This is a genomic window from Dyella amyloliquefaciens (assembly GCF_004296575.1).
GTDB lineage: Bacteria > Pseudomonadota > Gammaproteobacteria > Xanthomonadales > Rhodanobacteraceae > Dyella > Dyella amyloliquefaciens.
Genome location: NZ_SAYT01000001.1, coordinates 23967 through 47647, shown reverse-complemented (window position 1 = coordinate 47647; position 23681 = coordinate 23967). Strand labels below are relative to the sequence as shown.

The following is a 23681-nucleotide window of genomic DNA, read 5'->3' as shown; positions in this document are numbered from 1 at the left end:
GCCTCAACGCGAAAAACCCGGCAGCTGATCGCCACCGGCAGGGTGAAGCAGCCACGAACCCCACACCGGCAGGTTGTTGCGCTGCTCGCTCTCGCCCGGCAGCGGCAGGGTGACACCCTTGGCGATCGGCTTCACCAGGTGTGGCGTGACCACCAACACCAGTTCCTTGTCCTGGCGGCTGTAGCGCAGGTCGCGGAAAAACGCGCCCAGCACCGGGATATCGCCCAGCAACGGGATCTTGTCCACCTGACTGCTGATGCTGGAACTGACCAGGCCGCCGATGACAAAGGTTTCTCCGTCGCCGAGCTCAACGGTCGTATCCGCGCGCCGCGTTGCGATGGCCGGTACCGATACGCCGTTGAGGGTTACTGCATTGGCGTAATCCAGGTCGCTCGCCTCGGGTGCCACCTTGAGCGCGATGCGATCAGGCGCCAGCACGGTCGGCGTGAGCGTCAGGCCGATGCCGAACGACTTGTACGCGATGGTGGTCGTACCCAGGCCTTGCGGCTCCGGGATAGGCAACTCGCCACCCGAGAGAAAGCTTGCGCTCTGTCCCGACAACGCGACCAGCGTCGGCTCGGCAAGCACCCGTGCCATGCCGTTGCTCTGCAGGAGATTGATGTTGCTGCTCCAGCTGTGCGCGCCATCGGCACTGGTGTGGCTGAACACCAGATTGAAGGCGGAAGACAGCGCGCCACCAGACGAGTCGGATGCCCCGCTGCCCAGTGGCGAAATGAATCCGTAACTGAAGCCCTGGTTGGTCGCCTTGAAGTTGAGGCCAAGCTGGCTCATCACCGACTTGTCGAACTCCACGACCTTGACGTCCACCTGCACCACGCCGCCGTCGGCGACGGTCGATGAGTCGATCACCGAACCCTTCTCGCCGACCACACCCTGTGCCACAGCCACGGCACGATCGTGCTCGGCCATGCTGTCGGCATGGCCCAGGATGCGAGCCTCGCCGTCTCCAGCGGAGACCTTCAGATGGCCGTCCGCCTGCAAGCTCGCCTGTGCCTCGCTTTCTACCTCGACGGTCCACCGCTGCGGCGTGGCGTCACCGCGATGCCACAGCTGCAGCGTGGTCTGCCCTGCCCGTTTGCCGACCAGCAGCGCTTCGCGTTGCCCCTTCAGCATGACAAGGTCCACCACGGCGGGGTCAGCGATTGCCACGCGCTCCATGTCGGGTGCAAGCCGCCACGGACGCTGCTCATGCACCTGCAGCGACAGCAATGCCTCGCCGGCGCTAGCAGCTGCCTCCGGAGCGGTGGCCAACGCCGCCAGGGCAAGGAACAGACAAGATGTCACGTACTTCAGATCCATGCTCCTCATGGCGTCAACGCCGGCTGCTCGCGCGAAGGCGTAGCGCCACGGATGATCTCCAGACCGCTGCTGCGCGGTGCGGATGGCTTTGGCGCAGATGCCACCTTTAGCGAACGCCCAGCCAGCGCGCGCTCATCGAGTCCGGCGAAGGCACGGTTTTCCGGTGTCTGCAGCCATGCGCGCTGCTCGGCGCTCAGGTCGTTGCGCGGCCCAAGCACGGTTCCCGGCCGGGGAAACAACTGGCTTTCGGGTCGGTCCAGGTCGCCCGGGTTGCGTAGCGCAAGCGAGAGCTTTCCGCTCTGCACACCGAGCACGATCGCATCGACATCGCTCATCGGCGTGGCCAGCACGGCCATGCGCGGCGCAGCCTCGGCGGGCGCAGCCGGCGTACCTGTCGAGACCGGCCTGCCCGCCCCCACTCGCGGCAGGTCGCGATTGCCGAAAGCCATCACCCGGAGGCGGGAAGCAATGACGCGGCTTTGTGCCGGGTCCCTGCCAACACCCGCCAGGTTGAGGGTGTCGCTGCTCCTGAGGGTCAGCACCACATCCACGTAGTCGCCAGGCTGCACGCGCGCACCGACACCGCTGATCTCGTCCACCGGCACCGCCAGCGCCCGCTCACCGACTTGGATCTGCATGGCGAGGGGATTGGAAAGCAGCGACGAGGTGATCACCGTGCCCTCGGCAATCTCCACGCGTGGCACCTGCCCCACCAGCGGAGCGGCCTGCGCATAGCTGTCATCCGGCGCGGAAGTAACACCCGTGTCACGCAAGGAAGCGGCGGCAATCGGCAAACCTGCCGGCAATCGCTGCCCGGCGACCATGACATGGGCCGTCACACTGGGTGGCGCGGCCACTGCCGGCTGCGATGCTGCCACGGTTGCAGCGGGGCTTCGTTGCCCCATGCTGAAGGCAGCCATCGCCAGCAAGGTGGCGATGGCCACCAGCACGATGGCGGCTATGCGTGAAGCTTTGTGCATCCGGGCATGTCTCCGTGTCGCATTGGGGGGTTCAGTTGCCCGTGAGATCGATCTGCACGGTGGCGCTGCTGCTCAGGTTGGCGGCGAGCAACCAGCCGTAGACGGCGCTAGTCCCGGGAAGAAAGGGGTGCTTGTTGTAGTCAAAAGAAGCAACGACGGTGATGCACTGCATCGCGCTGTTGCTCGGGCAGGTACTCGGGCTTGAGACGGCGACAGGCATATAGGTAGTGCCGGGTGCCGAAGGCGTAGCGCAGCTGGTTGTTTCGCTGGAAAACGTAAGTAGCCACTGCATGGCCGCCTGCGCAGACTGGCACGCGTAGGTCTTCCGCTGAGCCGTCGTACCGTAATGCAACGCAGCGCGCGCACCTTCCGAAGCAGCAAGCGTCAGCGATTGCTTGGCTGCGAAGATGAGCACGCCTGATACCGTAAGCATCAACAGAGGCAGCACGCCAAGCATGAATACGAGAGCAAACTCCAGCGAGACCATGCCGCGCTGTCGTTCACGGGCTCCCTTTGGAAGCGGGGGGATCATGGAAAGCTCCACGACGCCAGACCTGGATGCGACACGGTGATGATCGTCGCTATGCCGAGGTAGGCCGCATACGGCTGACCTGCACGACCGCGCCGCGATCGCAACATGCGGCGCCACCATGGGAGATCACAGATGCGCATGCGCAGGAACATAGGCATCGACGCATTGGCGAGGCGCGGAACACGCAACAAGACCATCACTGCTGTATGCAGTGCGGTAAGCGCACTGGCGGCAAGCCAGATGGGCGGCAGGCAACGCACTCCGAGCAAGAGGCCGAGGACGGCAAACAGCTTCACATCGCCAGCCCCCATCCAGCCAACCGCATAGAATGGAAGCATCACGACCAAGCCGACTCCCAGCCCCCAAAGTGAAGGCCAGCAGGACGGCATCTTGCCGTGCGGCGCCTCAATGATCGGAACAATCACGGAAAGCAACATCGCCGCCATCAACCAGGCATTGGGAACACGACGCGCATACAGGTCACTCAGCACCACGAGGATGCTGAGCACCATAGCTAGCCTGGAGAGTTCATTCGGCACGTCTGAGCGAATTCTTAAGATGCAGTCCGATCGAGGCGACGCACAGCGCTCAGGACGTAACTGGCGGGGTGCTTCCGCTGCTCCCCGTGCCCGTAGCGCCACCTACGGCGTTCGAAAGCAAGGTGAATACGCTGCTGAAGAGGGTCTCAAGTTGCTTTCCAAACGTTGCGACGATCGCCGACACCACGATCGCCGCGAGAATGCCGTATTCCAGCGCGGTGATGCCGTCTTCCTCTGCCAGGAATTGCTTGATCTTGGCGTTCATCGTTTTCCTCCTGGGAGCACTAACGCTCCGTTGTCATTGACGAAGAGTGCCCGCGCCTCTCTGGCGTGAAGCCCTATGCGAGATGCCGCGTGACGCCCTTGCTCGGCCTTGCCAGGCTCTCTGGTTCTCGCACGCAGCTATCGCCGCGATAGCGCCAAGGAGGCGCTTCGCGACACGCAGAACCAGCTATGGATGTGCATGCTCTGGCGATTGTTCCGGCACCAAATCATCGGCCGCCAGTTTCCTCGTGCTCCATGGCCGACGCCTGTGGCATCGACACTCCCCTGTGCTCACCGATCCATCCGCGGGAGATGGATTTCCGGCTTGTGCACAAGTCTTCCCCACAGCGTCGATCGGGGTTGCACAAAATCGGCACTTTCGTGAGCTGCGCAACGGCGAATGCAAGGCGACCTCCCCAACCGCCGACTTGCCGAATTTGTGCATGACAACCGAGCAGACGCTTATCTAATGCACGTCGCATGCATAAGGCGTGGTTCGCGCATATCGACGAGCCGGCCTTGATGCCTCAGGGGGCACGCGATGGGAGTCGGTAACGCCGACGGGTTGCACTCGCCTGATCTCGTAACGCTTCGTGGAATTCTCAAGGTTTGCGAGCTGGAGATGATCCTGCTCGGAAAACAGGGGCCGAAAGCACTTGCAGATTGCGTGGCGACGGACGAGATGGTCTTCCTCAGCGGTGAGGTGGACTTCTCATTCCGTGGCCGATTCTCACTACCGCCGGCGTGGTGCATGCTCGGCTACGTGCACCGCACGGATGGGTCAAGCTGGTGCCATGGCACCCCGTTGGCGTCGGGTATGGCATTCACTGTCACTCCCGAAGGGATCAGCGAATTCGCGCTTGCTCCAGGAAGCAGCATCACCGCCCTGCTGTTTCCGTTCCAACGCTTGCTGGAAAAATTCACCGCTCTGAAGCCGCACCAGGGTGACTTTCCATCGCGCTCACTTGCGCTGCTTACCCTTTCAGACGACGAGCGTGGCGCAGCCGTCCGCGGACGCCTCGAAGCGTTGCGGGACCAGTTACTGGCCTGCGACGGTACAGTACTCAACGCCGATGATGTCGACGTGGATGGTCTGATCGAAGCCCATCTGCTGGCTGCATTGTCAACGCGACCTGAGCATCGCCCCCTGTGTTCCCGGCGCCGTCGCACCCATTACCTGATCGTGCAGCGCGCCGAAGACTTCATGCGCCAGCACCTGCGCCGCGACATCTACATGCAGGAGCTTTGCAACGCCGCGGGCGTCAGCGAGCGGGCGCTTCGCTACGCCTTCGAGGACTTGCTTGGGCTGTCGCCCAACCGCTACCTGTCCATGCTTCGACTGTGCATGGCCTGCAGGAACCTCACGCTCTCCGATGCCAGCCATCGATCGGTGAAATCGGTTGCCCTCAGTTGCGGGCTGTGGGATTTGTCACGGTTTGCCGACCACTACAAGCGCATATTCGGTGAACGGCCTAGCGACACCCTCATGCGCGCGCCGCCGCTCGAGATGGCCTGAACTTTTTTTCCAGGCACGCCCTCGCCGTTTTCCCCCTCGTTTTCCGCGATCTGCCGAATTTGCGCAGGGTCGTGCCGTATTTGTTCCGGTCCTTGCCGGATAGACATACACGGTTGCCGGATTGCGTCATCGGCGCGCTGATGCGCCCGCTGTAATAGCTCCCAGGTGTTGTACGACGCACATGACGTGCGCCCGCAGCACCCACCGACATCTGTTCGCGCGAACGCATATCCACTCGCGCAGGCCCATTAGGGGGGAGCCAATGAACCGTATTTTTCGTCTCGTCTGGTCGCAGTCCCGGCACGCATGGGTGCCTGCATCGGAGCTGGCCACACAGCGTGGCCGCGCATCCCGCACGATCCGTATCGCCCCTTCCGCACGCGCATGCCTGGTCGGTAGCCTGGCGCTGTGCGCGCTGGCCTATCACCCGCTGTCGCACGCATCCGCGCTTGATGACGCGAAACTGGACGACCTCAGCACGCTGGTGAGCAAGTACACGCCGGCGACGACCGCGGCAGCCCCGCTGACGTCGATCGGCGACACCGCCGTGCAGGCCGCGAATAAGACGGTGGGCACGGTTGCAGGCACTCTTCAGGGCGGCACGCCGACAAGCCTCGCCGGCAACGCCGTGGCGCCGGTGCGTCACCTCGCCAGCGCCGTCCCCGGTGCACTATCCAAGATCACCACCCATGCCTTGCCCGACGCGAAGCAGATCGCTTCCGGTGTCGCGCTGCCCAGTGACGTGAGTTCGCGCATCAAGCGCCTCTCGCCCACGACTGCGGTGGATGGGTTGCTCGGCCAGGGAGCGGAAGGCAAGCCAGTCGCCGCAATCGGTGAAGTGGCCGATCGGCTGCGCTCGGTCACGCGGGGCGTCCAGACGAGCACGCCGATCTCCCTGCCTGAGGGCAAAGACTTGCCGGTGTCACTGCTGGGATCCGACGGTCTCGTGCACAGTGTGGGCAGCAAGGTTGGCGTCATCGCCGCAAGCACGACCGGTACGCTTGACCAGATCGCCAAGCCGGTGACTGCCGGCAGCGGTGCATCCACCCTTCCTGTCGTGATCGGTGGACTGGCCGACGCGACAGGCAAGGTGCTGGATGCTGCAACCACCGGCACGCCGTTTTCCGGCGCGCAGCAAGGTGTGATCGCTCCTGTTGTCGCTACGGTCGACAAGGTCACTGGTGTACTGGGCAGCGCAGCCAGCTCGATCGCTGCGGGCAAGCTGTCCGCTGGCTCGCCGTCCGATGCACTGGCACCCGTAACGGGTGCGGTCCAGGCCGTGCAAGGGGCGCTGCATGGCGCTACCCACGGCGAGAGCCTGGGCAACAAGCTTAGCGATGGCGCACTCACCGCCGCTCTGGGCCACGCCGTTACCGGCGTGACTGCGGCGCTGGGCCATGCGATGCAGCCACCTGCCACCCACATGGTGGGCGACGTGGTGGCGTCGCTGCCTGCCGTCGTCAACACCGCGAGCAATAAGGCAGAAAGTGCTGTCACCAACGCCGTTTCCGGCACGCCGCTCGCCGCCCCGGTCTCGACGGTGACGCAGGCAGTATCAGGCGCCGTGAACCAGGCCACCGGCGCATTGGCCAGCGTCACATCAGACAGCAACCATGGCAAGCTTGCGGACGCGGTTCCCGTGGCACCGGTCAACACGCTGCTGGGTCATGTGGGCAATATCGTCGGCGATACCGGCTCAACAGTAGGCGCCATACTCGAACAGCCCAATGGCAACGGACTCAGCGCTGCACTCGGTCAGGCTGGCAGCACTCCGGCGCTGGTGGACGAAACCGTCAATACGGTCGCGGACGTAGTGAACAGCCTTCCCGCCACGCAGGTGGGCAGCACCGGCAACGGGCAATCGTCAGGGCAGAACCTGCTCAATGTCGTCCCGGGTCTGTCGGGCCTCGTCAACGGTACCGTCCCTGGCGCCGGCTCGGTGGTCGGCGTAACACCGGCGGCTACGTCGCAGGGTGCCCCCGTGGTACCGACGCCGTCTGCCACACCGACCGGCCTCGTCGTGGGCAATGGTGGCGTGGTGGGCACGACTTCGCAGCTGCTGGGCGGTACGACCAACGCCCTGTTCAACAACACGAACGGCTATGTCACCAACGGCGGTCTACGGGTCAACGCGGCGAACTTCACCCAGGGTTATGGCGTAGTCTCCGTGCTCGGCGTGCCCACGGTGAATGCGACGCCGGTCGGCAGCGTGCTCACCACCGCGGATGGCACTGTGCTCGGCGGAACCGGCAGCAATTCGCACCTCACGTTGGTGGGCGCCGTGACGTCCGACAGTTACATCACCAACGTCAACAACGGTGCTGCGGGTGGCCTTGCAGGCCTGGTGCTGCCCAATGGGGCCCCGGGGTGGGCCTCCACCTGCGCCAATGTTCTTGGCGTCGCGAAGGCGTCCTGCTGGGCAGTGAACGCGGCGCAGGACTACCAGGTGGTGATGGGCGATGGCGCCTCCGCCAACGGCTCGAAGGAAGTGGTGATCGGCAGCAACGCAAGCCACACGCTGCCGGCCGAAACCGCCGCCCAGGCCTTCCCGGGCAACGGCACGAATGATCCGAACAATCCGACGGGCGTGCCCGACGCCAACTATCAGGATCGTCTTGGTCACTCCGTCGTGATTGGCGACAGCGCATCGGGCACGGCCAACGCGCAAACCATCATCGGCGCGCAGGCAACCGCCAGCGTGGACAACAGCGTGGCTCTCGGCTTCGCCTCCAGCGCCAATCGTGGCGCACAGAGCAACTACAGCGCTTACGGGCTGGTTGCTCCGCAGAACTCTGCCGGCGAAGTGTCCGTCGGCGCGCCGGGCCAGGAGCGCCAGATCACCAACGTCGCCGCCGGCAGCGCACCAACCGACGCGGTGAACGTGGCGCAGTTGCAGGGCGTGGCGATTACCGCGGGCAATGCCGTGCAGTACGACGACAGCAGCCGTGCCACGGTCACGCTGAGCGGCGCCACCAGCACGGATGGCGGCGTCACCGGCGGCACCCTGATCGCCAACCTGCACCAGGGTGACATCAGCGCGGTCAGCTCGCAGGCCATCAACGGCGCGCAGATGTGGCACTGGACGCAGGACACCACCAATCAATACAGCAACTACAGCCTGTACAGCGACATTCAGAACATCAATCCGGGCAACAACGGCATCACCAATGCCGTGGAGTACGACGACAACAGCCACGCGACGGCATCGCTGGGCGGCACCACCAGCACGGATGGCGGCGTCACCGGCGGCACCTTGATCGCCAACCTGCACCAGGGTGATATCAGCGCATCGAGCACGCAGGCCATCAACGGTGCGCAGATGTGGCACTGGACGCAGGACACCACCAATCAGTACAGCAACTACAGCCTGTACAACGACATCCAGAACCTCAGCGCCGGCACGACCGTCGTCAACAACGGCGGGGCGACGAAATACTTCAACGTCAACTCGACGCTGGCCGACTCGTCGGCCACGGGCAGCAACAGTGTTGCCGCCGGTCCCGCCGCCGCCGCCAGTGGCACCAGCGCGGTAGCCCTGGGCAACGGCGCCAATGCAACGGCAGACAACTCCGTGGCGCTGGGTGCGGGCTCCGTGGCCGACCGGGCGAACACGGTGTCGGTCGGCAGCGCAGGCAACGAGCGGCAGATCACCAACGTGGCCGCCGGGACCGCATCGACCGATGCGGTAAACGTTGGCCAGATGCAGGCGAACATCACTTCGTCGCAGCAAGGCACCGTGCGCTACGACACCACCACCGATGGCAACGTCAACTACAGCAGCATCACCCTGGGCAACGGCAACACGGGCACGACGATCCACAACGTGGCGAACGGCGTGGCAACCAGCGATGCGGTGAACATGGGGCAGCTCAACTCCGGCGTGCAGCAGGCAGAAAACTGGGCGAGTGCCTACACCGACCAGCGGGTCAACCAGCTTAGTGGGCAGATCCAGGACGTTGGACATCGCTCGGACGCCGGTGTCGCCGCAGGCATGGCCATGGCCGGCCTGCCTCAGCCCTACGAGGCGGGGCGCAGCATGGCTGCGGTGGCGGTGGGCTCCTTCCGCGGTGAATCGAGCATCGCCATTGGCGTCTCGACCATCTCGCAGGGCGGGCGCTGGATCTACAAGCTCTCCGGCAGCGCCGACACGCGCGGCGACGCGGGCGTGTCGGTTGGCGCGGGCATGCAGTGGTAAGGCCATTCAGGCCGCACATCCGATCACGATCAAGGGGAATCGTCATGCGAACCATCCATGTGCGCAAACGCCTGTGGCCTGCCTTTGTCGCTGCCGCCATCGCGGCAACGACGGGCTGCAGTACGGCGCCAAGTCATAACTCCGTCGGCGGCCCGGTGTTTCCGGATCCGTCACACGCCATCAAGCCCGAGGGCACGTTCGTCAACGTGGAGAACCTTCGCAAGCTCGCTCCTGGCATGAGCAAGGATCAGCTCTATGAACTGGTCGGTACGCCGCACTTCGACGAGGGAGTGTTCCACGTCCGGGCATGGAACTACATCCTCGATTTCCGGCAGACCGATGGGCAGGCATTCCAATGCCAGCTCCAGGTGAAGTTCGGCAAGAACGATCTGAGCGAGGCTTACTACTGGAAGCCCGAGTCCTGCAAGGATCTGCTCGCCGTGCGCGAGCCAGTGGTAACGCCGTCATCCACACCCGCGCCAATGACCTTGACCGCGGTGCGGCTTGCCTCCGACGCGCTGTTTGCCTTTGACAGCTCGACACTCACGTCGCAAGGGAAGACCAATCTCGACGCCCTGCTTGCCCAGGTAAAAGAAGCCAGCCAGATCCAGAACATCATGATCACCGGCTACACCGATCGCATCGGCAGCCAGCCCTACAACCTGGATCTTTCGCGTCGGCGCGCCGAGGCCGTACGCAACTATCTCGCGGGGCAGGGCGTGCTGGCGTCGGCCATGCTCGTCGATGGCCGCGGTGAGGACGATCCACTCGTTCAGTGCACTGACAAGCAGCGCGAGAAGTTGATTGCCTGCCTGGCGCCAAATCGTCGGGTGGAGCTGAAAGGAACCATGAGAACGCCGACCTGAGCGTGCGTGAAGCCGGCCCTGTTCGGCACCGTGGTGGCACATGGAGAAACCCTGTGGTCTCTCGGCGCCCCCCTAGCGTCGCCCATCACGGTGCCGAACAGGGCCGGCTTCCGACCCGCAAGCGGCAAACAAATCGTTGATCTGCGGATCAAGAAAGCAATCAAGCAGGAGAACAAGCGATGAAATCCATCTACTCGATCTGCGAGCACAAGGGCCAACGCTGGTGTGTCTCGCTCGACCAGAAGCTGGTGGAGACGGAGCTGTCTCCGGCCATGGCCATCACCCTCGCCCGCCGCCTGGCCCGCGAATACCACGATGCCACTGGCGTACCCGCGCTGGTTGAATTCGTGGGTGGCGAGGAACCGATCGTGCTTGGCAGCTATGGCGTGCACTGAAGGCGCTCGCAGCGCTGCTGACGACACCGAGATACCCAAACCTTGAGCCTATTCCCCCCTTAGGCACAGCGGCCTCGTGAGAGGCCGTCTTTTTTGGGGTACCGCCGGACCGTCACATTAAGCCCGGCGCCCACTGTCCATCACTCGCGCAACGCGTCCATAGATCGGGTGCCCTGGCAATGACTACGACAGGTGCGACGTGATGACGCCTTGCCCGCCTTCCGGATCGCGCCCCGCCCAAGCGAAACACGACCCGGAACAGGCCAACTCACATGGCCAGCGCGGCCTCGACATCCAGCGTCTTGCGACGGGCCAGCGCCAGGTTGGAGCGGGCGCGGTCCAGCACGACGTAGAAGAACAATCCGGCCTTCGAGGAGACCGGACGGATGATGTGATACTGCTTGCCCAGCGTGATCAGGATGTCTTCGATATCATCCTTGAGTCCAAGCGCCTTCATGGTCTTCAGCTTCGAGCGCACGACCTCGGTGTTGCCTGCCGCGGCGATCTCCAGATCGAACACGGTGCCCGCCTGGGCCAGCGTCATGCCGCTGTTGCTGTCCACGAGCGCGGCGCCAAGCACGCCGTCAAAGGACATAAGTTCCTGCACAGATTCGTTCAACGTTGCCATTGCTCTTCTCCCACTATGTAAGCATCGCGTTCTTTTGCGGAAGGGTCGATGCACCCGCTCCCGCAAGTCATGTCCTGGAAAACACCCGGCCAAGCGACTCACGGCAGCTGCGCGCGGACCACAGCGCCTTGCCCATCGTCGTCTTGGCGCGGCACAGCACGGTAAGGATGAGCTTCTGTGCGGGATGAGGGACGTCCATCAACAGGATCCTTCCCTGCGATGCTTCCACCACCAGATCACGGCATTCGCCCATCGAGCTTTCACGGCAGACCGCTTCGTTGATCGCCAGCAGCGAGCTGGCCATGGCTGACAGCTTTTCGGCCGAGAGGGAGCCGGTGAGTCGCGCTGCAACGTGGAAACCATCGACAGTGGAAACCACTGCGCCACAGATCTCCTGTTCCTGCTGCATCAAGGCGTCCAGGTGATGGTTGATCACGGCCTCCTCGCTCCGACTCAAACATTGCTCGTGCACCGTCATCACGCAACTGCTCCCGACGAAACCGTTTCGGCGGCTTCGATCTGATAGAAAAGAATGTCAACCAAGGTGAGTACGTGCTCACGTTGCCTCACGTCGGCGGAGATCACTGGAACATTCACGCCGATCGCCTTCAGGGCGTCGTCGTACTCTTCCAGGGTTGGCGTGGGATACGCATCGCAGCGCCCGACACCGATGACAGCCCGGGTGCCAGCTATCACATTGCTGAAAGCCTGGACGTAATCACAGGCATCACGCACCGGGTCGGGTCGGCTGTTGTCCACCAACACCACGACTCCCAGGGCGCCCTTGCCCAGGATGTCCCACATGAACCGGAATCGCGTTTGCCCGGGTGTACCAAACAGACGCAGGACCTGGCCCCCAGGCAGGGTGACCTCGCCATAGTCCAGGCCGGTGGTTGTCGTCGCCTTGGCGAATTCAGAGTGATCCGTATTCTGCACGTCGGTGCATAGGGGCGCGACTTCGCTCACCGCCGCAATGGCGGTGGTTTTCCCGGCGCCCATGCTGCCCGTGAAGATCAGTTTGTACTCACGCTGGTCCATGTCCCTCAACCTCGTATGCCAAGCACGGCACGCAGCGACTGGAACAGATCGCTGTAACGCGATGCCCGCGTGACTGGCACGGCTAGCGTTGCTGCCTCCCGTGGTTCAACCACCTCGACCAGAAGCCCGAGCATCGAGCAACCAGCCAGGTAGGCGAGTGCGTCACTTGTTGGCCGCTTGACCGCCTCCGCGAGCTGCAGCGCCGTCATGGCGCCCCGCGTCAGCACTGCAGTCATGCGCAAATGAAATGACTCCATCGGCAAGCGACCGGCATCGGGCCAGCGGCGCAACTGATATCGACGATCTGCAGAAATCGTCGCTGCACCGGCGGCGGCCGAGTGCATGCCGGACAGCCACCACAGTCGATCGATGGACTGGATATGTCGAGTCTGCTGAAGCGCAGCACCACCATCCACCTCGTCGATGACCTGCAACTGGAACATCCGTTCCTGGCCGATCATCAGCAGTTCGTCGTCGTTCAACGCATGCGTGCTTCCCAAGCGCCTCGTCTTGAGATCGACGATGAGGGTGGCGCCACCGATACCGATTCGCACATGCGTTGCCGCAGCCTGCAACCTCAGGCGAAAAAGCGCGTGCGCCAATGGTTCGTCATTGCCGTCGGCCGATGGCGCGCGACGCAGCGAGGTAGCCTGCTGGAGCTGGGCCGAAGCCTGATTCAGCACCTCGATGAAATCACTGCTGCGAATGGGCGCGCGCAGGACCAAGGGAGCCGACTGCTCCTGCGCGACGTCGTGCACGACCGGAATGCACAACTGACCCGCTGAACCAGCCTTCTTCAGTGTCATCATCGACAGCGCGGAATCGGGGTTGCACAGCGCCACGTCGGCATCGATCTCCTCGTGGAACAACCAGGCTTCCGTCGTCCTCATGTTGACGACCTTGAGCAGCGACCGCACGAGCAGCTCATCACGCGCCGCAAGGCCAAGCGCAGTCAGGGTTCGGGTACGCGTCCCCATCATCCGCCTCGGCGCGCAACGGCAATGGCTCCGGGACGGAAGCGTGCTGATGCCAGCCGCAGCCACGTTTGCTCCGATACCGCAGAAAGGGCTTTCCCGTTCGGCAGGCAAAGCGATTCCGCGACCGCGTGTGCCACGCGGCCATTGATGATGCTGATCACCATGTCGAAGGCCCCCTAACGCCCTTCGCTTGGGACGGGCTCAGCCGCGGAACATCACAACCGCAGCCACTGCCAAGCCTCTAGAGCGAACAAACTGGACAGGCGTGTACGCGAGAACGTCGCCCCGGTCCGAGCCATATCCCGCATACGCCTACTACTCACTCCGCGATACTCGGCACGCTTTTCCGGCATCCTGGGAGCCATGCATCGAGTCTCTACGGCGCTGGGTACAAGGGTTACCCATCGACCCGACCATCGCATGTGCAAATTCGGCAAATCGCACGTAGCCGCAGCTTTCCAATGAAGCCGGTTTCGCCGTGAAGCTGAGCATGACCTTCCGGCCGGACATCGCCATCGCCGACTACCCACGCCATGCCGGCGCACGAGCCAACGCCCAGACGTCAATGCGCTTCACACCCGCCCGACGCAACACGCGGGCGCATTCGGCAAGCGTCGCACCCGTCGTCATCACGTCGTCGAGCAATGCGACGTGCTCGGGCCACGCGGCATCGGCTCGCGTCGTGAATGCACGACGCACGTTGCGATGCCGGGCAGCAGCGCCGAGCTCGGTCTGGGCGGTCGTTCCACGATCGCGCTGCAACCATGTGTAGTGAAGCGGCAGACGCATGGCACGCGCCAATGGCCGTGCAAGCTCGACGGACTGGTTGTATCCGCGCGCTCGTAGCCGATGACGATGCAAGGGTACGGGCACGATCACGTCGGGGCGTTCGATCTGTTGCGATTCGCGCAGCCACAACGCCGACAGCACGCGGCCTGCCGCCAGGTCGGCGCCGAACTTGAACCGCGACTCCAGCCGATCCAGCGGCCACGCATAACGAAACGGCACCCAGGCGGCGTCCCACGGTGGCGGTCGGCGCTGGCATTGGCCACATAAGGCGGCAGGTTCCGGCAGCGGCAAGGCACATCGCGCGCAGCAGCGGCGATTGCGTGGCAATTCGATCGCGCAGTCGCGGCACAGATCGAGACCGTCGGCGCCGGGTGCCCCGCACAGCAAACAACGGAAGGGCAGGACAAAGCGCTGCAGCGATGCCTTCGCCGCATGCCACCAGAGAAGCGCATCCATGCGCCGATACCTCGCTTCAGGTCTTGGGTTTGAACAGCGCCGCGTCGAGGATCGACCACAGGTGGATGATCCAGCCCAGCCACACGATCCACAGGATGGCCGCCAGCACGAACATCACCAGCGCTATCCAGAAGCGCCCCTGCACCAGCTGGCCCAGGCCGGGGATGAAGAAACTGCAGATGGCGGCGAGCACATTGCCCGAACTGCCCTGTCCTGCGCTCATGCCTGAAGGCTCCCATAGGGGTGGATGGGTCGATGGTAGCGCCAGCCATACGTCGGCGCATCGTCAACTCAATGATCACGTGAAAAGTTGACAGCTCGGGATGCCCTGCCAAACTGTCGCCGATTCCCCATCCCAGAGCTGTCGCCATGGCCCACCCGATCCGCCACGACTGGACCCGCGCCGAAGTGGCCGCGCTGTTCGCGCTGCCGTTCAACGAGCTGCTGCACCAGGCCCACTCCGTACACCGCGAGCACCACGATCCGAACGCCGTGCAGGTTTCCACGCTGCTGTCGATCAAGACTGGCGGCTGCCCGGAGGATTGCGCCTATTGCCCGCAGGCCGCGCGCTACGACACCGGCGTGGAAGCGCAGAAGCTGATGAGCGTGGAGGCCGTGGTGGCGCGTGCGCAGGCGGCCAAGGACGCCGGTGCCTCGCGCTTCTGCATGGGCGCCGCATGGCGTAGCCCCAAGGATCGCGACGTGGTGAAGGTTGCCGAGATCGTGCGCGCCGTGAAGGGCCTGGGCCTGGAAACCTGCGCCACGCTGGGCATGCTCAACAGCGACCAGGCCGGCGCGCTCAAGCAGGCGGGGCTGGACTACTACAACCACAATCTGGACACGGCGCCCGAGTTCTACAGCGAGGTCATCCACACCCGCCAGTACCAGGATCGCCTGGACACGCTGGGGCACGTGCGCGAAGCGGGCCTCAAGACCTGCTGCGGCGGCATCGTCGGCATGGGCGAGACGCGCGACCAGCGCGCAGGCCTGCTGGAGACGCTGGCCAACCTGCCCGAGCATCCCGAGTCGGTGCCGATCAACCAGCTGGTGCAGGTGGAAGGCACGCCGCTCAACGGCACGCAGGCGCTGGATCCGTTCGAATTCGTACGCACGATTGCCGTCGCACGCATCCTGATGCCGGCCTCGATGGTGCGCCTCTCCGCCGGCCGCCAGCAGATGGACGACGCCGTGCAGGCGCTGTGCTTCTTCGCCGGCGCCAACTCGATCTTCTACGGCGAAAAGCTGCTGACCACCGGCAACCCTGACGTGGAACACGACCGCCAGCTGTTCAAGCGCCTGGACCTGCACCCGATGGAAGTGGTGGAGACGTCGGGCACGGTGCACGCTGACATCCTCGAGCACTGCGTGGCGTAACGACGCCATCGCCGTTGTGGGAGCGCACCCTGTGCGCGACCGCAGTGTCATGGCGTTGCCGCTCCGCACGGTAGTCGCGCACAGGGTGCGCTCCCACAAAGAAGCCGCCGTTCGCATGACCCAGCGACCCGACCTCCTCGCCCGCCTGGCCCTGCACGCGCAACAGCGCGCGCAGGCGGGGTTGCGGCGACAATTGCACACCATCGACCGCGTCGACGGTGTGTGGCTGGAACGCGATGGCCGCCGGCTGCTCTCCTTCTGCAGCAACGACTATCTCGGGCTGGCGCAACACCCTTCCCTGATCGCTGCACTGAAGCGCGCGGCCGACGACGATGGGGTGGGCAGCGGCTCCGCCCACCTCATCAGTGGTCATCGCCTCGCGCATGCTGCGCTCGAGGAGGCATTGGCCGAATGGACGGGGCGCGAACGCGCGCTGCTGTTCTCCACCGGCTACATGGCCAACCTCGGCGTGATGCAGGCGCTGCTTGAGCGTGGCGACGTCTGCGTACAGGACAAGCTCAACCATGCCTGCCTGCTCGATGGCGCCCAACTGGCCGGCGCTGATCTGAAACGCTATCCGCACGCCGATGTCGACGCCGCCGCGCGCCAACTCGCGAACCGGGGCGACGCGCCCGTGCTGCTGGCCACCGACGGCGTGTTCAGCATGGATGGCGATATCGCACCGCTGCGCGAGCTGGCTGCGCTTTGCCAGCGCGAAGGAGCCACCTTCATGGTGGACGACGCCCACGGCCTCGGTGTCCTGGGCGCACGCGGCGAAGGCTGCGTGGCCGATGCCGGGCTCGATCAGAACGAGGTTCCGGTGCTGATGGCCACGCTCGGCAAGGCGCTGGGCTGCAGTGGAGCCTTTGTCGCCGGTTCTGCGGCGCTGATCGACGGCCTGGTGCAGGCCGCACGCACCTACATCTACACGACGGCCATGCCGCCCGCGCTCGCCGCGGCCACGCTGGCAGCCGTCCGACTGGCGCAATCGGAAACCTGGCGGCGCGAGCGGCTCCACACCTTGATCGCCCGTTTTCGCCAGGGCGCGGGCCAACTGGGGTTGCCGCTGATGCCCTCGCCCACCGCCATCCAGCCGCTTCTGCTGGGCGAGGCGCAGACGGCGCTGGAAGTCGCCCGGACGCTGGAGGACCAGGGGTTCCTGGTGACCGCCATCCGGCCTCCCACCGTGCCGCAGGGCAAGGCCAGGCTACGTATCACCCTGTCGGCCGCCCATACCGAAACCGACGTGGACCGGCTGCTGGAGGCACTGTCCCGGGTGCCCGCGGGCCACCCCGTATAATGGCGGCCTTGCCGTACCCGTCCCCCTCCATGTCCATCCTCAATCTCTCCGCCTATCGCTTCGTCAGCCTGGACGACCTGCCTGCGCTGCGCGAACGCGTGCTCGAGCGCTGCACCGCGCTGGAACTCATGGGCACCATCCTGCTTGCCCCTGAAGGCATCAACCTGTTCCTGGCCGGACCGCGTGAGCCGATCGATGCGTTCATGAACTGGCTACGGGAAGACCCGCGCTTCGCCGGGCTGGAACCCAAGGAGTCCATCTCCGACGAGGTGCCGTTCGGACGCATGCGCGTGAGGCTGAAGAAGGAAATCATCACCATGCGCATGCCGGCGATTCGTCCGGAAGGCGCGCGCGCGCCCTCGGTCGCGCCGGTGACACTGCAGCGCTGGCTGGCCCAAGGGCACGACGATGATGGCCGGGAGGTCATGCTGCTGGATACGCGCAACGATTACGAAACCGACGTCGGCCTGTTCGACAACGCCGTGGATTACCGCATCGGGAGCTTCACGGAGTTTCCGGAGGCCATCGCCGCCGATCGCGCGCGCTACGAAGGCAAGACCGTGGTGTCGTACTGCACCGGCGGCATCCGCTGCGAAAAGGCAGTGCTGCACATGCAGGACATCGGCATGGAGCACGTGTACCAGCTCGAAGGCGGCATCCTGAAGTACTTCGAGGAAACCGACGGCACGCACTGGAACGGCGGCTGCTTCGTGTTCGATGAGCGCGGCGCGGTGGACAAGGGCCTGGCGCCCGCCGCTTTGCTCCCTCTCCCCTTCGGGGAGAGGGCTGGGGTGAGGGGCCAATCCAGCGACACGCCCGCACCAAGCGATGCTTTCGCGAGCACCCGCCCCTCACCCCAACCCTCTCCCCAAAGTGGAGAGGGGGTCGATACGCCATGACGCTCCACATCGAAACCCACGGCCACGGCGAGATCCCCGCGGTGATCCTGCACGGCTGGGCCATGCACGGCGGCATGATGGAACCCTTGTGCGAGGTGCTGGCCGACCGCTGCACGCTGCACGTGGTGGATCTCCCCGGCCACGGCTACTCGCGCCACAGCGACCTGCCGCTGACGCCTTCGGCCTGCGTACAGGCCATCGCCGAACGCACGCCGCGCGCGATCTGGATCGGATGGTCGCTGGGCGGACTCATCGCGATGACGGCCGCGCTGGAGCGTCCGCAGCATGCCTGCGGCCTCGGCGTCATCTGCGGTACACCGAAATTCTCGCGCGACGAGAGCTGGCCCTACGGCAGCGATCCGAAGCTGGTGCGCCAGCTCGCTGAAGACCTGGAAACCGACTACCACGCCACGCTCGAACGTTTCATCGCGCTGGAGGCGATGGGCAGCCCCGATCCGCGCGCCGAACTGCGCCACCTGCGCAGTCTGATGTTTACGCGCGGCGAGCCGGACCTGCGCGTGCTGCAGGATGGCATCCGCATCCTGGAAACCTCCGACCGCCGCGCCGACCTCGCTTCGTTGTCGGTGCCCAACGTGTGGATCGCCGGTCATCGCGACCGACTGGTGCCGCCGCCCGCGATGGCGTGGTCCGCCGAACAGGCGCACGGCAGCTATGTCGAAGTCGCCCACGCCGGCCATGCGCCGTTCTTCGGCTACGCCGATGCCGTCAAGGCGGCGCTGATGCCCTTGCTGGATACGTTCCGATGAGTTCTTCGCATGTCGACCAGCGCCAGGTGCGGCGCAACTTCAGCCGCGCCGCCGCGACCTACGAACAGCACGACACGCTTCAGCAGGAAGTACAGACGCTGCTGATCGACCGCCTGGGCTTCTACCTGGAAACGCCCGAACGCGTGATCGATGTCGGCGCCGGCACCGGCCGCGGCACCTCGCTTTTGCGCAAGCGCTACCCCAAGGCACAGGTCATCGCGATGGATCTGGCGCTGCCGATGCTGCGTGCGGCGAAGAAGCATATGAGCTGGCTGAAGCCGTTCCAGCGCGTGTGCGCCGAAGCCACCTCGCTGCCGCTGCCCGACCACAGCGTGGACGTGCTGCATTCGAACCTCTGCTTCCAGTGGATCGACGACCTGCCCGCGCTGTTCGGCGAATGCGTGCGCGTGCTCAAGCCCGGCGGCTTGCTGGTGTATTCCACCTTCGGCCCCGACACGCTGAAAGAGCTGCGCGCCGCCTGGGCGCAAGCCGATGAGCAGCCGCACGTGAGCCGCTTCCTCGACATGCACGATCTCGGCGACGCGATGATCAATGCCGGCCTGCGCGACCCCGTGCTCGACGTCGACCGCTACACGCTCACCTACAGCGAGCCCCGCATGCTGCTGAAGGAGCTGCAGGGCCTGGGTGCCACCAATGCCGATCGCGAACGCGAACGCCACCTGCTCGGCAAGCGCCACTACCAGCGCATGCTCGCCGCCTACGAAACCATGCGCGTCGACGGCCGCATTCCCGCCACCTGGGAAGTGGTCACCGCGCATGCCTGGGGCCCGCCGCCGGGCCAGTCACGCCGGATGGCAGGCGGCGGTGAGATCGCCAGCTTCTCGATCGACAGCCTGCGCGGCTCACGTCGGCGTTGACGCCACGGTCACCGCACTCTTGTGGGAGCGCACCCTGTGCGCGACCGCGGCGCTGATATCGCCGAGAGGCAGCATCGACCCAGTGGTGTTGACCTGTACAGGAAGTCTGGCGAGACCACCGCAGCGACCTTGATCGTGATGGTTGCGCTTCGTCCCGTCGCGCACAGGGTGCGCTCCCACAAATGAGCCGACGGGTGGACCGCTAGACCTGCTTGTAGCGAAAACACCCCACCACATGGTCGTTGACCATGCCGGTAGCCTGCATGAAGGCATAGCAGATGGTGGTGCCCACGAAGCGGAAGCCGCGCTTCTTCAGGTCCTTGCTCATGCGGTCGGAAACCGGCGTGCTGGCTGGCACATCGCCCTGGCCGGTCCACCGATTGCGGAGCGGCTTGCCGTCCACGAATGACCACAGGTAGCCGTCGAGGCTGCCGAGTTCGTCAATCACCTTGAGCGAAGCCACAGCGTTGTCGCGCGCCGCGTAAACCTTGAGTCGGTTGCGCACGATGCCGGGATCGAGCAGGGCTTTTTCCAGCTCGCGATCCTTCATCGCCGCCACGCGTTCGATGTCGAAGTCGTGGAACACTCGGCGGTAGTTGTCTCGCTTCAGCAGGATGGTGCGCCAGGACAATCCCGCCTGCGCGCCTTCCAGGCACAGGAATTCGAACAGCATCTGGTCGTCATGCAGCGGCGCGCCCCACTCGGTGTCGTGGTAGTCGTGCATGTCTGCGCTGTCGCCCCAAGCGCAGCGCTTCATGGTCTTTGCCGAACTCGATGCCATGTCCTGATTCCTCTCACGCCGCGGGCGCGCCGCAGCTTCCACGAAAACCGATGACGATGCCGATCAACGCTGCCAACCTGGTGTGGGGCACGGGGGCAAGCCATGAACCCGGTCCGGCCACGCGCATCCCCTTGTAAGTTGGCAGGGGAGCAACGACGCTATCCCACCCATGCGTACGGAACAAGGGCACGACCTGCCGCACGCGTCCTCGCCTTCACGTGATCTCCATGACTGCAACTTCGCAATCGCGCGGCGCCGTGTTGGCGCTACTGGCCACCATCGTCATCTGGGCATACAGCTGGGTGGTGATGAAGCAGGTGTTGCAGCACGCGGGACCGTTCGACTTTGCCGCGATCCGTTACGTTCTCGGCGCGCTGGTGCTGTTCGGCGTGTTGCTGGCGACACGGCAATCACTGCGCCCACCGCCGCTGCTGCCCACCATCCTGATCGGCTTGTGCCAGACCGCGGCCTTCCAGGGCCTGGGCCAGTGGGCGCTGGTGAGTGGCGGCGCCGGCCGTGTCGCGCTGCTGGCCTACACCATGCCATTCTGGGCGGTGCTGCTCGCCTGGCTGATCCTGCAGGAGCGCCTCACGCCACGGCGATGGCTGGGCCTGGGCCTCGCCGCCATCGGTCTCATCTGCATCATCGAACCCTGGCATGGCCTCGGGAATACCGGCAGTACCGTGCTGGCCATCGGCGCGGGCGCCGCGTGGGCCATGGGCACGGTACTGAGCAAGCGGGTGTTCCTTCGTTACGCACCCTCGCCATTGAACCTCACGGCCTGGCAGATGCTGTTCGGCGCGCTGATGCTGGTGGTGATTGCGCTGTGCGTGCCGCAACGTTCCATCGAGTGGAACTGGCAGTTCATCGGTTGCCTCGCCTACAGCGTGGTGATGGCTTCGAGCATCGCCTGGGGCTTGTGGCTGATCGTGTTGCAACGCCTGCCCACGGCGGTGGCGAGCCTCGCCAGCCTGGGCGTGCCGATCATGAGCGTGCTGCTGGCATGGGTGATCCTGCACGAACAACCCAGTGCTATGGAATGGCTCGGCATCGCCTTCGTGCTGCTGGGGCTGTTCGCGGTGAGCGGACTGCGCCTGCGCAAGGCCTGATGCTGCCTGTAGGAGCGCTCCCAGTGCGCGATTGGCGCGCCCCGCAAGCCGCGATCGCGCACTGGGTGCGCTCCTACACCAGGTTTCGCTTTACCAGGGCAGCGCGTCGAGATCGACGTTACCACCGGTCAGGATCAAGCCCACGCGCTTGCCCTTGAATCGCTCCGGCCGCTTCAGCACCGCCGCCAGCACCGTCGCACTGGAAGGCTCCACCACGATCTTCAACTCATTCCACAGCAGTCGCATCGCAGCGACAACCTCGTCGTCGCTCACCGTGGTCACTTCCACGCGATGCATGCGCAGCGCCTCGAAGTTCGTTTCGCCGATCAACGTACGCAGGCCATCGCAAACGGTGTCCGGTACGAACGGACCCACGCGGTGGCCCTGGGCAAGCGAACGCGCCGCGTCATCGGCGCCGGTCGGTTCCGCGCCATGCACTTCCAGCTGCGGTGCCACGCCATGCGCCGCAATCGCCGTGCCGGCGATCAGCCCGCCGCCGCCGATCGGCGTGATCACGGCATCCAGGCCGCCGGACTGCTGCAGCAACTCAAGCACGGCCGTGCCCTGGCCCGCCATCACGCGGGTGTCGGAGAACGGGTGTACCAGCTCTGCACCGGTGGCACGCTGCACTTCGTCCGCCTTGGCTTCGCGTGCTGCCTGCGTCGGCTCACAGCGATGCAGGATCGCACCGGCGCGCTCGATCGCCTCGACCTTGGTGCGCACGGCGCCATCGGGAACGATCACGTGCGCCGGAATCCCGCGCGTAGCCGCCGCCAGCGCCAGCGCGTTGCCATGGTTGCCCGAGGAATGCGTGACCACGCCATTGGCGGCCAACGCATCGTCCATCGACCACACGGCATTGCAGGCGCCACGGAACTTGAAGGCCCCGCCGCGCTGCAAGTTCTCGCACTTGAAATACAGCTCCGCTCCCGCCAGCGCGTTCAGCGTGGCACTGCGCAGCACCGGCGTCTGCACGGCATACGGCGCAATGCGCTCGGCGGCTTCCTGCACCTGGGCGAAGGTCGGCAACGCGGCGCGATTCATCGTGGAACTCATGGGCTTTCGATCTCCACACCACAAAGGAAGCGCCGCTCGGCGCCGGGCTCCAGCCGGATGGCGTCTGCGCAATCGGGCCGGTTGAAGGCATCGGCCCAGCTTTCCATCGGCTCCAGCGCGACCGAGCGACGCACATCGCGCGTCACCGTATCGGCGGTGAAAGCAAGCATGACGCCCGTGGTTTGCCACACCGCAATGCTCAGGCCGGTGGCGGGATCGCGCAACCGGGTACGCGCACGACCGTCGGTGTCGCAGCGAAGGTCGGCGAAGGCGTGGTTGAGCTCGCGCGGACCGATCGCCTGCAACTGGCGGAAATCGACCTCCGGTGCGTGGTCCATCGGCAGGCGGGCGCCTTCGCCGGGCAGCGGGATGAAGTCGGCGTCGGTACGCACCACGCTGTCGGCGGGAATCTGCAGCTCCCAACCTTCAATGGGCTGCTCGCTAAGGCGGAAATACGGATGCCAACCGAAGAAACACGGCGCCGCATGTTCGCCCACGTTGCGCATGACGGCTTCGATCGTGAGACCACCGGCATCGAGCGTATAGGTGACGGCGAGATCGATGGCGAAGGGATATCCCGGATGCACACCCGGCCGGATCGCCTGCGTGGTGAAGGTCACCCGCGCCGCGTGAGCATCAGCGGATAGCTCCGCCAGCTCGAAGTCCACGCCACGCACGAAACCGTGCCGCGCGGCACGCGAGGCGCCCTCCACACCGGGCTGCAGGTCATGGGTTTCCCCGTCGAACGGATAGCGGGCATCGGCAATGCGGTTGGCAAACGGCACCATGACGGCAAAACGGGAGCTGGGGCGCGACTCCAGCTCATCGGCGTCGCGGTAGCCGTCCGCGATGTCCCAGGTGCCCTCCGACGACGGCACCTCGAAGCTCAGCAGGGTGGCGCCGCGTAGCGCGATACGCACACGCCATCCGTGGGCCACATCGGTCAGCACAGCCAGCTCGTGGCTCCCCAACCGGGCGCGTTCCGCCAGATACTCCGCCATCGCCTTGTCCTGCCTGGAAAG

24 protein-coding genes are annotated in these 23681 nt (G+C 65.0%); 10 read left to right on the top strand and 14 right to left on the bottom strand.

The annotated features are described in order from the left end of the window. Nucleotides 1–3: 3 nt before the first annotated feature. From EPB08_RS00210 to EPB08_RS00190, 5 genes are all read right to left on the bottom strand, one after another. Nucleotides 4–1320 (bottom strand): type II and III secretion system protein family protein, encoded by a 1317-nt coding sequence (locus EPB08_RS00210; protein ID WP_229238155.1) that lies wholly within the window; start codon nt 1318–1320, stop codon nt 4–6. A 5-nt stretch (nt 1321–1325) separates the two neighbouring features. Continuing rightward, nucleotides 1326–2300 (bottom strand): Flp pilus assembly protein CpaB, encoded by a 975-nt coding sequence (cpaB, locus tag EPB08_RS00205; RefSeq protein ID WP_130617057.1) that lies wholly within the window; start codon nt 2298–2300, stop codon nt 1326–1328. Nucleotides 2301–2331: 31 nt separating this feature from the next. Further along, nucleotides 2332–2832 (bottom strand): TadE/TadG family type IV pilus assembly protein, encoded by a 501-nt coding sequence (locus EPB08_RS00200; RefSeq protein WP_130617056.1) that lies wholly within the window; start codon nt 2830–2832, stop codon nt 2332–2334. Continuing rightward, the gene (locus tag EPB08_RS00195; RefSeq protein ID WP_130617055.1) at nt 2829–3344 is read right to left on the bottom strand and encodes an A24 family peptidase; all 516 of its coding nucleotides are present in this window, start codon (nt 3342–3344) and stop codon (nt 2829–2831) included. Before EPB08_RS00195 ends, EPB08_RS00200 begins: the two co-directional genes overlap by 4 nt. 76 nt (nt 3345–3420) lie before the next feature. Further along, complete coding sequence (locus EPB08_RS00190) at nt 3421–3636, bottom strand: Flp family type IVb pilin (protein ID WP_130617054.1); 216 nt, start codon at nt 3634–3636, stop codon at nt 3421–3423. Nucleotides 3637–4176: 540 nt separating this feature from the next. Here EPB08_RS00190 and EPB08_RS00185 point away from each other — a divergent pair. From EPB08_RS00185 to EPB08_RS00170, 4 genes are all read left to right on the top strand, one after another. Then, entirely contained in the window at nt 4177–5151 is a 975-nt protein-coding gene (locus tag EPB08_RS00185; protein WP_130617053.1) for an AraC family transcriptional regulator, read from the top strand. Nucleotides 5152–5413: 262 nt separating this feature from the next. Beyond that, a complete protein-coding gene (locus EPB08_RS00180) occupies nt 5414–9346 on the top strand; it encodes a YadA-like family protein (RefSeq protein ID WP_165418341.1) in 3933 nt (1310 codons plus the stop codon). Nucleotides 9347–9390: 44 nt separating this feature from the next. Beyond that, the gene (locus EPB08_RS00175) at nt 9391–10212 is read left to right on the top strand and encodes an OmpA family protein (RefSeq protein ID WP_130617051.1); all 822 of its coding nucleotides are present in this window, start codon (nt 9391–9393) and stop codon (nt 10210–10212) included. 179 nt (nt 10213–10391) lie between these two features. Continuing rightward, nucleotides 10392–10607, top strand: a complete 216-nt coding sequence (locus EPB08_RS00170) for a hypothetical protein (RefSeq protein WP_130617050.1) — start codon at nt 10392–10394, stop codon at nt 10605–10607. Between the two features lie 268 nt (nt 10608–10875). On the opposite strand, the gene EPB08_RS00165 is transcribed toward EPB08_RS00170, so the two are convergent. From EPB08_RS00165 to EPB08_RS00140, 6 genes are all read right to left on the bottom strand, one after another. Then, nucleotides 10876–11235 carry a hypothetical protein gene (locus tag EPB08_RS00165; protein WP_130617049.1) on the bottom strand — a complete coding sequence of 120 codons (360 nt, stop codon included), beginning with the start codon at nt 11233–11235 and terminating at the stop codon, nt 10876–10878. A 67-nt stretch (nt 11236–11302) separates the two neighbouring features. Beyond that, entirely contained in the window at nt 11303–11671 is a 369-nt protein-coding gene (locus tag EPB08_RS00160) for a roadblock/LC7 domain-containing protein (RefSeq protein ID WP_165418340.1), read from the bottom strand. Between the two features lie 41 nt (nt 11672–11712). Continuing rightward, on the bottom strand, nt 11713–12273 hold the full coding sequence (locus tag EPB08_RS00155) for a GTP-binding protein (RefSeq protein ID WP_130617047.1): 561 nt from the start codon (nt 12271–12273) through the stop codon (nt 11713–11715). A gap of 5 nt (nt 12274–12278) precedes the next feature. Then, the gene (locus EPB08_RS00150; protein WP_130617046.1) at nt 12279–13361 is read right to left on the bottom strand and encodes a hypothetical protein; all 1083 of its coding nucleotides are present in this window, start codon (nt 13359–13361) and stop codon (nt 12279–12281) included. Between the two features lie 411 nt (nt 13362–13772). Continuing rightward, the gene (locus EPB08_RS00145) at nt 13773–14495 is read right to left on the bottom strand and encodes a ComF family protein (protein WP_130617045.1); all 723 of its coding nucleotides are present in this window, start codon (nt 14493–14495) and stop codon (nt 13773–13775) included. Between the two features lie 16 nt (nt 14496–14511). Further along, a complete protein-coding gene (locus EPB08_RS00140; protein ID WP_130617044.1) occupies nt 14512–14718 on the bottom strand; it encodes a hypothetical protein in 207 nt (68 codons plus the stop codon). A 146-nt stretch (nt 14719–14864) separates the two neighbouring features. Here EPB08_RS00140 and bioB point away from each other — a divergent pair, with 146 nt between their 5' ends. The 5 genes from bioB to bioC all read left to right on the top strand — a co-directional run bounded on the left by bioB (nt 14865) and on the right by bioC (nt 19713). Further along, the gene (gene bioB / locus EPB08_RS00135) at nt 14865–15869 is read left to right on the top strand and encodes a biotin synthase BioB (protein WP_130617043.1); all 1005 of its coding nucleotides are present in this window, start codon (nt 14865–14867) and stop codon (nt 15867–15869) included. A gap of 115 nt (nt 15870–15984) precedes the next feature. Further along, complete coding sequence (bioF, locus tag EPB08_RS00130; RefSeq protein ID WP_130617042.1) at nt 15985–17169, top strand: 8-amino-7-oxononanoate synthase; 1185 nt, start codon at nt 15985–15987, stop codon at nt 17167–17169. A 29-nt stretch (nt 17170–17198) separates the two neighbouring features. Next, the gene (locus EPB08_RS00125) at nt 17199–18068 is read left to right on the top strand and encodes a sulfurtransferase (RefSeq protein WP_130617041.1); all 870 of its coding nucleotides are present in this window, start codon (nt 17199–17201) and stop codon (nt 18066–18068) included. After that, nucleotides 18065–18835 carry a pimeloyl-ACP methyl ester esterase BioH gene (gene bioH, locus EPB08_RS00120; RefSeq protein WP_130617040.1) on the top strand — a complete coding sequence of 257 codons (771 nt, stop codon included), beginning with the start codon at nt 18065–18067 and terminating at the stop codon, nt 18833–18835. The genes EPB08_RS00125 and bioH overlap by 4 nt, the downstream gene beginning before the upstream one ends. Further along, on the top strand, nt 18832–19713 hold the full coding sequence (bioC, locus tag EPB08_RS00115) for a malonyl-ACP O-methyltransferase BioC (protein WP_130617039.1): 882 nt from the start codon (nt 18832–18834) through the stop codon (nt 19711–19713). The genes bioH and bioC overlap by 4 nt, the downstream gene beginning before the upstream one ends. A gap of 202 nt (nt 19714–19915) precedes the next feature. Here bioC and EPB08_RS00110 read toward each other — a convergent pair whose 3' ends face one another. After that, nucleotides 19916–20494: a DNA-3-methyladenine glycosylase I gene (locus EPB08_RS00110; protein WP_130617038.1), complete on the bottom strand. Its 579-nt coding sequence runs from the start codon at nt 20492–20494 to the stop codon at nt 19916–19918. Between the two features lie 227 nt (nt 20495–20721). On the opposite strand from EPB08_RS00110, the gene EPB08_RS00105 reads away from it, so the two are divergent. Then, nucleotides 20722–21603: a DMT family transporter gene (locus tag EPB08_RS00105; RefSeq protein WP_130617037.1), complete on the top strand. Its 882-nt coding sequence runs from the start codon at nt 20722–20724 to the stop codon at nt 21601–21603. Between the two features lie 90 nt (nt 21604–21693). Here EPB08_RS00105 and EPB08_RS00100 read toward each other — a convergent pair whose 3' ends face one another. Both EPB08_RS00100 and EPB08_RS00095 read right to left on the bottom strand, forming a co-directional pair. Continuing rightward, complete coding sequence (locus tag EPB08_RS00100) at nt 21694–22647, bottom strand: threonine ammonia-lyase (RefSeq protein WP_165418388.1); 954 nt, start codon at nt 22645–22647, stop codon at nt 21694–21696. A gap of 8 nt (nt 22648–22655) precedes the next feature. After that, entirely contained in the window at nt 22656–23660 is a 1005-nt protein-coding gene (locus tag EPB08_RS00095) for an aldose 1-epimerase (RefSeq protein WP_130617035.1), read from the bottom strand. Between the last annotated feature and the right edge of the window lie 21 nt (nt 23661–23681).

Coding starts and splice junctions, on each gene's coding strand:
- EPB08_RS00095 (WP_130617035.1), bottom strand. CDS start 23,660: ATGGCGGAGTATCTGGCGGAACGCGCCCGGTTGGGGAGCCACGAGCTG.
- bioB (WP_130617043.1), top strand. CDS start 14,865: ATGGCCCACCCGATCCGCCACGACTGGACCCGCGCCGAAGTGGCCGCG.
- EPB08_RS00210 (WP_229238155.1), bottom strand. CDS start 1,320: ATGGATCTGAAGTACGTGACATCTTGTCTGTTCCTTGCCCTGGCGGCG.
- bioC (WP_130617039.1), top strand. CDS start 18,832: ATGAGTTCTTCGCATGTCGACCAGCGCCAGGTGCGGCGCAACTTCAGC.
- EPB08_RS00200 (WP_130617056.1), bottom strand. CDS start 2,832: ATGATCCCCCCGCTTCCAAAGGGAGCCCGTGAACGACAGCGCGGCATG.
- bioH (WP_130617040.1), top strand. CDS start 18,065: ATGACGCTCCACATCGAAACCCACGGCCACGGCGAGATCCCCGCGGTG.
- EPB08_RS00110 (WP_130617038.1), bottom strand. CDS start 20,494: ATGGCATCGAGTTCGGCAAAGACCATGAAGCGCTGCGCTTGGGGCGAC.
- EPB08_RS00190 (WP_130617054.1), bottom strand. CDS start 3,636: ATGAACGCCAAGATCAAGCAATTCCTGGCAGAGGAAGACGGCATCACC.
- EPB08_RS00125 (WP_130617041.1), top strand. CDS start 17,199: ATGTCCATCCTCAATCTCTCCGCCTATCGCTTCGTCAGCCTGGACGAC.
- EPB08_RS00155 (WP_130617047.1), bottom strand. CDS start 12,273: ATGGACCAGCGTGAGTACAAACTGATCTTCACGGGCAGCATGGGCGCC.
- EPB08_RS00140 (WP_130617044.1), bottom strand. CDS start 14,718: ATGAGCGCAGGACAGGGCAGTTCGGGCAATGTGCTCGCCGCCATCTGC.
- EPB08_RS00145 (WP_130617045.1), bottom strand. CDS start 14,495: ATGGATGCGCTTCTCTGGTGGCATGCGGCGAAGGCATCGCTGCAGCGC.
- EPB08_RS00100 (WP_165418388.1), bottom strand. CDS start 22,647: ATGAATCGCGCCGCGTTGCCGACCTTCGCCCAGGTGCAGGAAGCCGCC.
- bioF (WP_130617042.1), top strand. CDS start 15,985: ATGACCCAGCGACCCGACCTCCTCGCCCGCCTGGCCCTGCACGCGCAA.
- EPB08_RS00170 (WP_130617050.1), top strand. CDS start 10,392: ATGAAATCCATCTACTCGATCTGCGAGCACAAGGGCCAACGCTGGTGT.
- EPB08_RS00165 (WP_130617049.1), bottom strand. CDS start 11,235: ATGGCAACGTTGAACGAATCTGTGCAGGAACTTATGTCCTTTGACGGC.
- EPB08_RS00195 (WP_130617055.1), bottom strand. CDS start 3,344: ATGGTGCTCAGCATCCTCGTGGTGCTGAGTGACCTGTATGCGCGTCGT.
- EPB08_RS00175 (WP_130617051.1), top strand. CDS start 9,391: ATGCGAACCATCCATGTGCGCAAACGCCTGTGGCCTGCCTTTGTCGCT.
- EPB08_RS00180 (WP_165418341.1), top strand. CDS start 5,414: ATGAACCGTATTTTTCGTCTCGTCTGGTCGCAGTCCCGGCACGCATGG.
- EPB08_RS00105 (WP_130617037.1), top strand. CDS start 20,722: ATGACTGCAACTTCGCAATCGCGCGGCGCCGTGTTGGCGCTACTGGCC.
- cpaB (WP_130617057.1), bottom strand. CDS start 2,300: ATGCACAAAGCTTCACGCATAGCCGCCATCGTGCTGGTGGCCATCGCC.
- EPB08_RS00185 (WP_130617053.1), top strand. CDS start 4,177: ATGGGAGTCGGTAACGCCGACGGGTTGCACTCGCCTGATCTCGTAACG.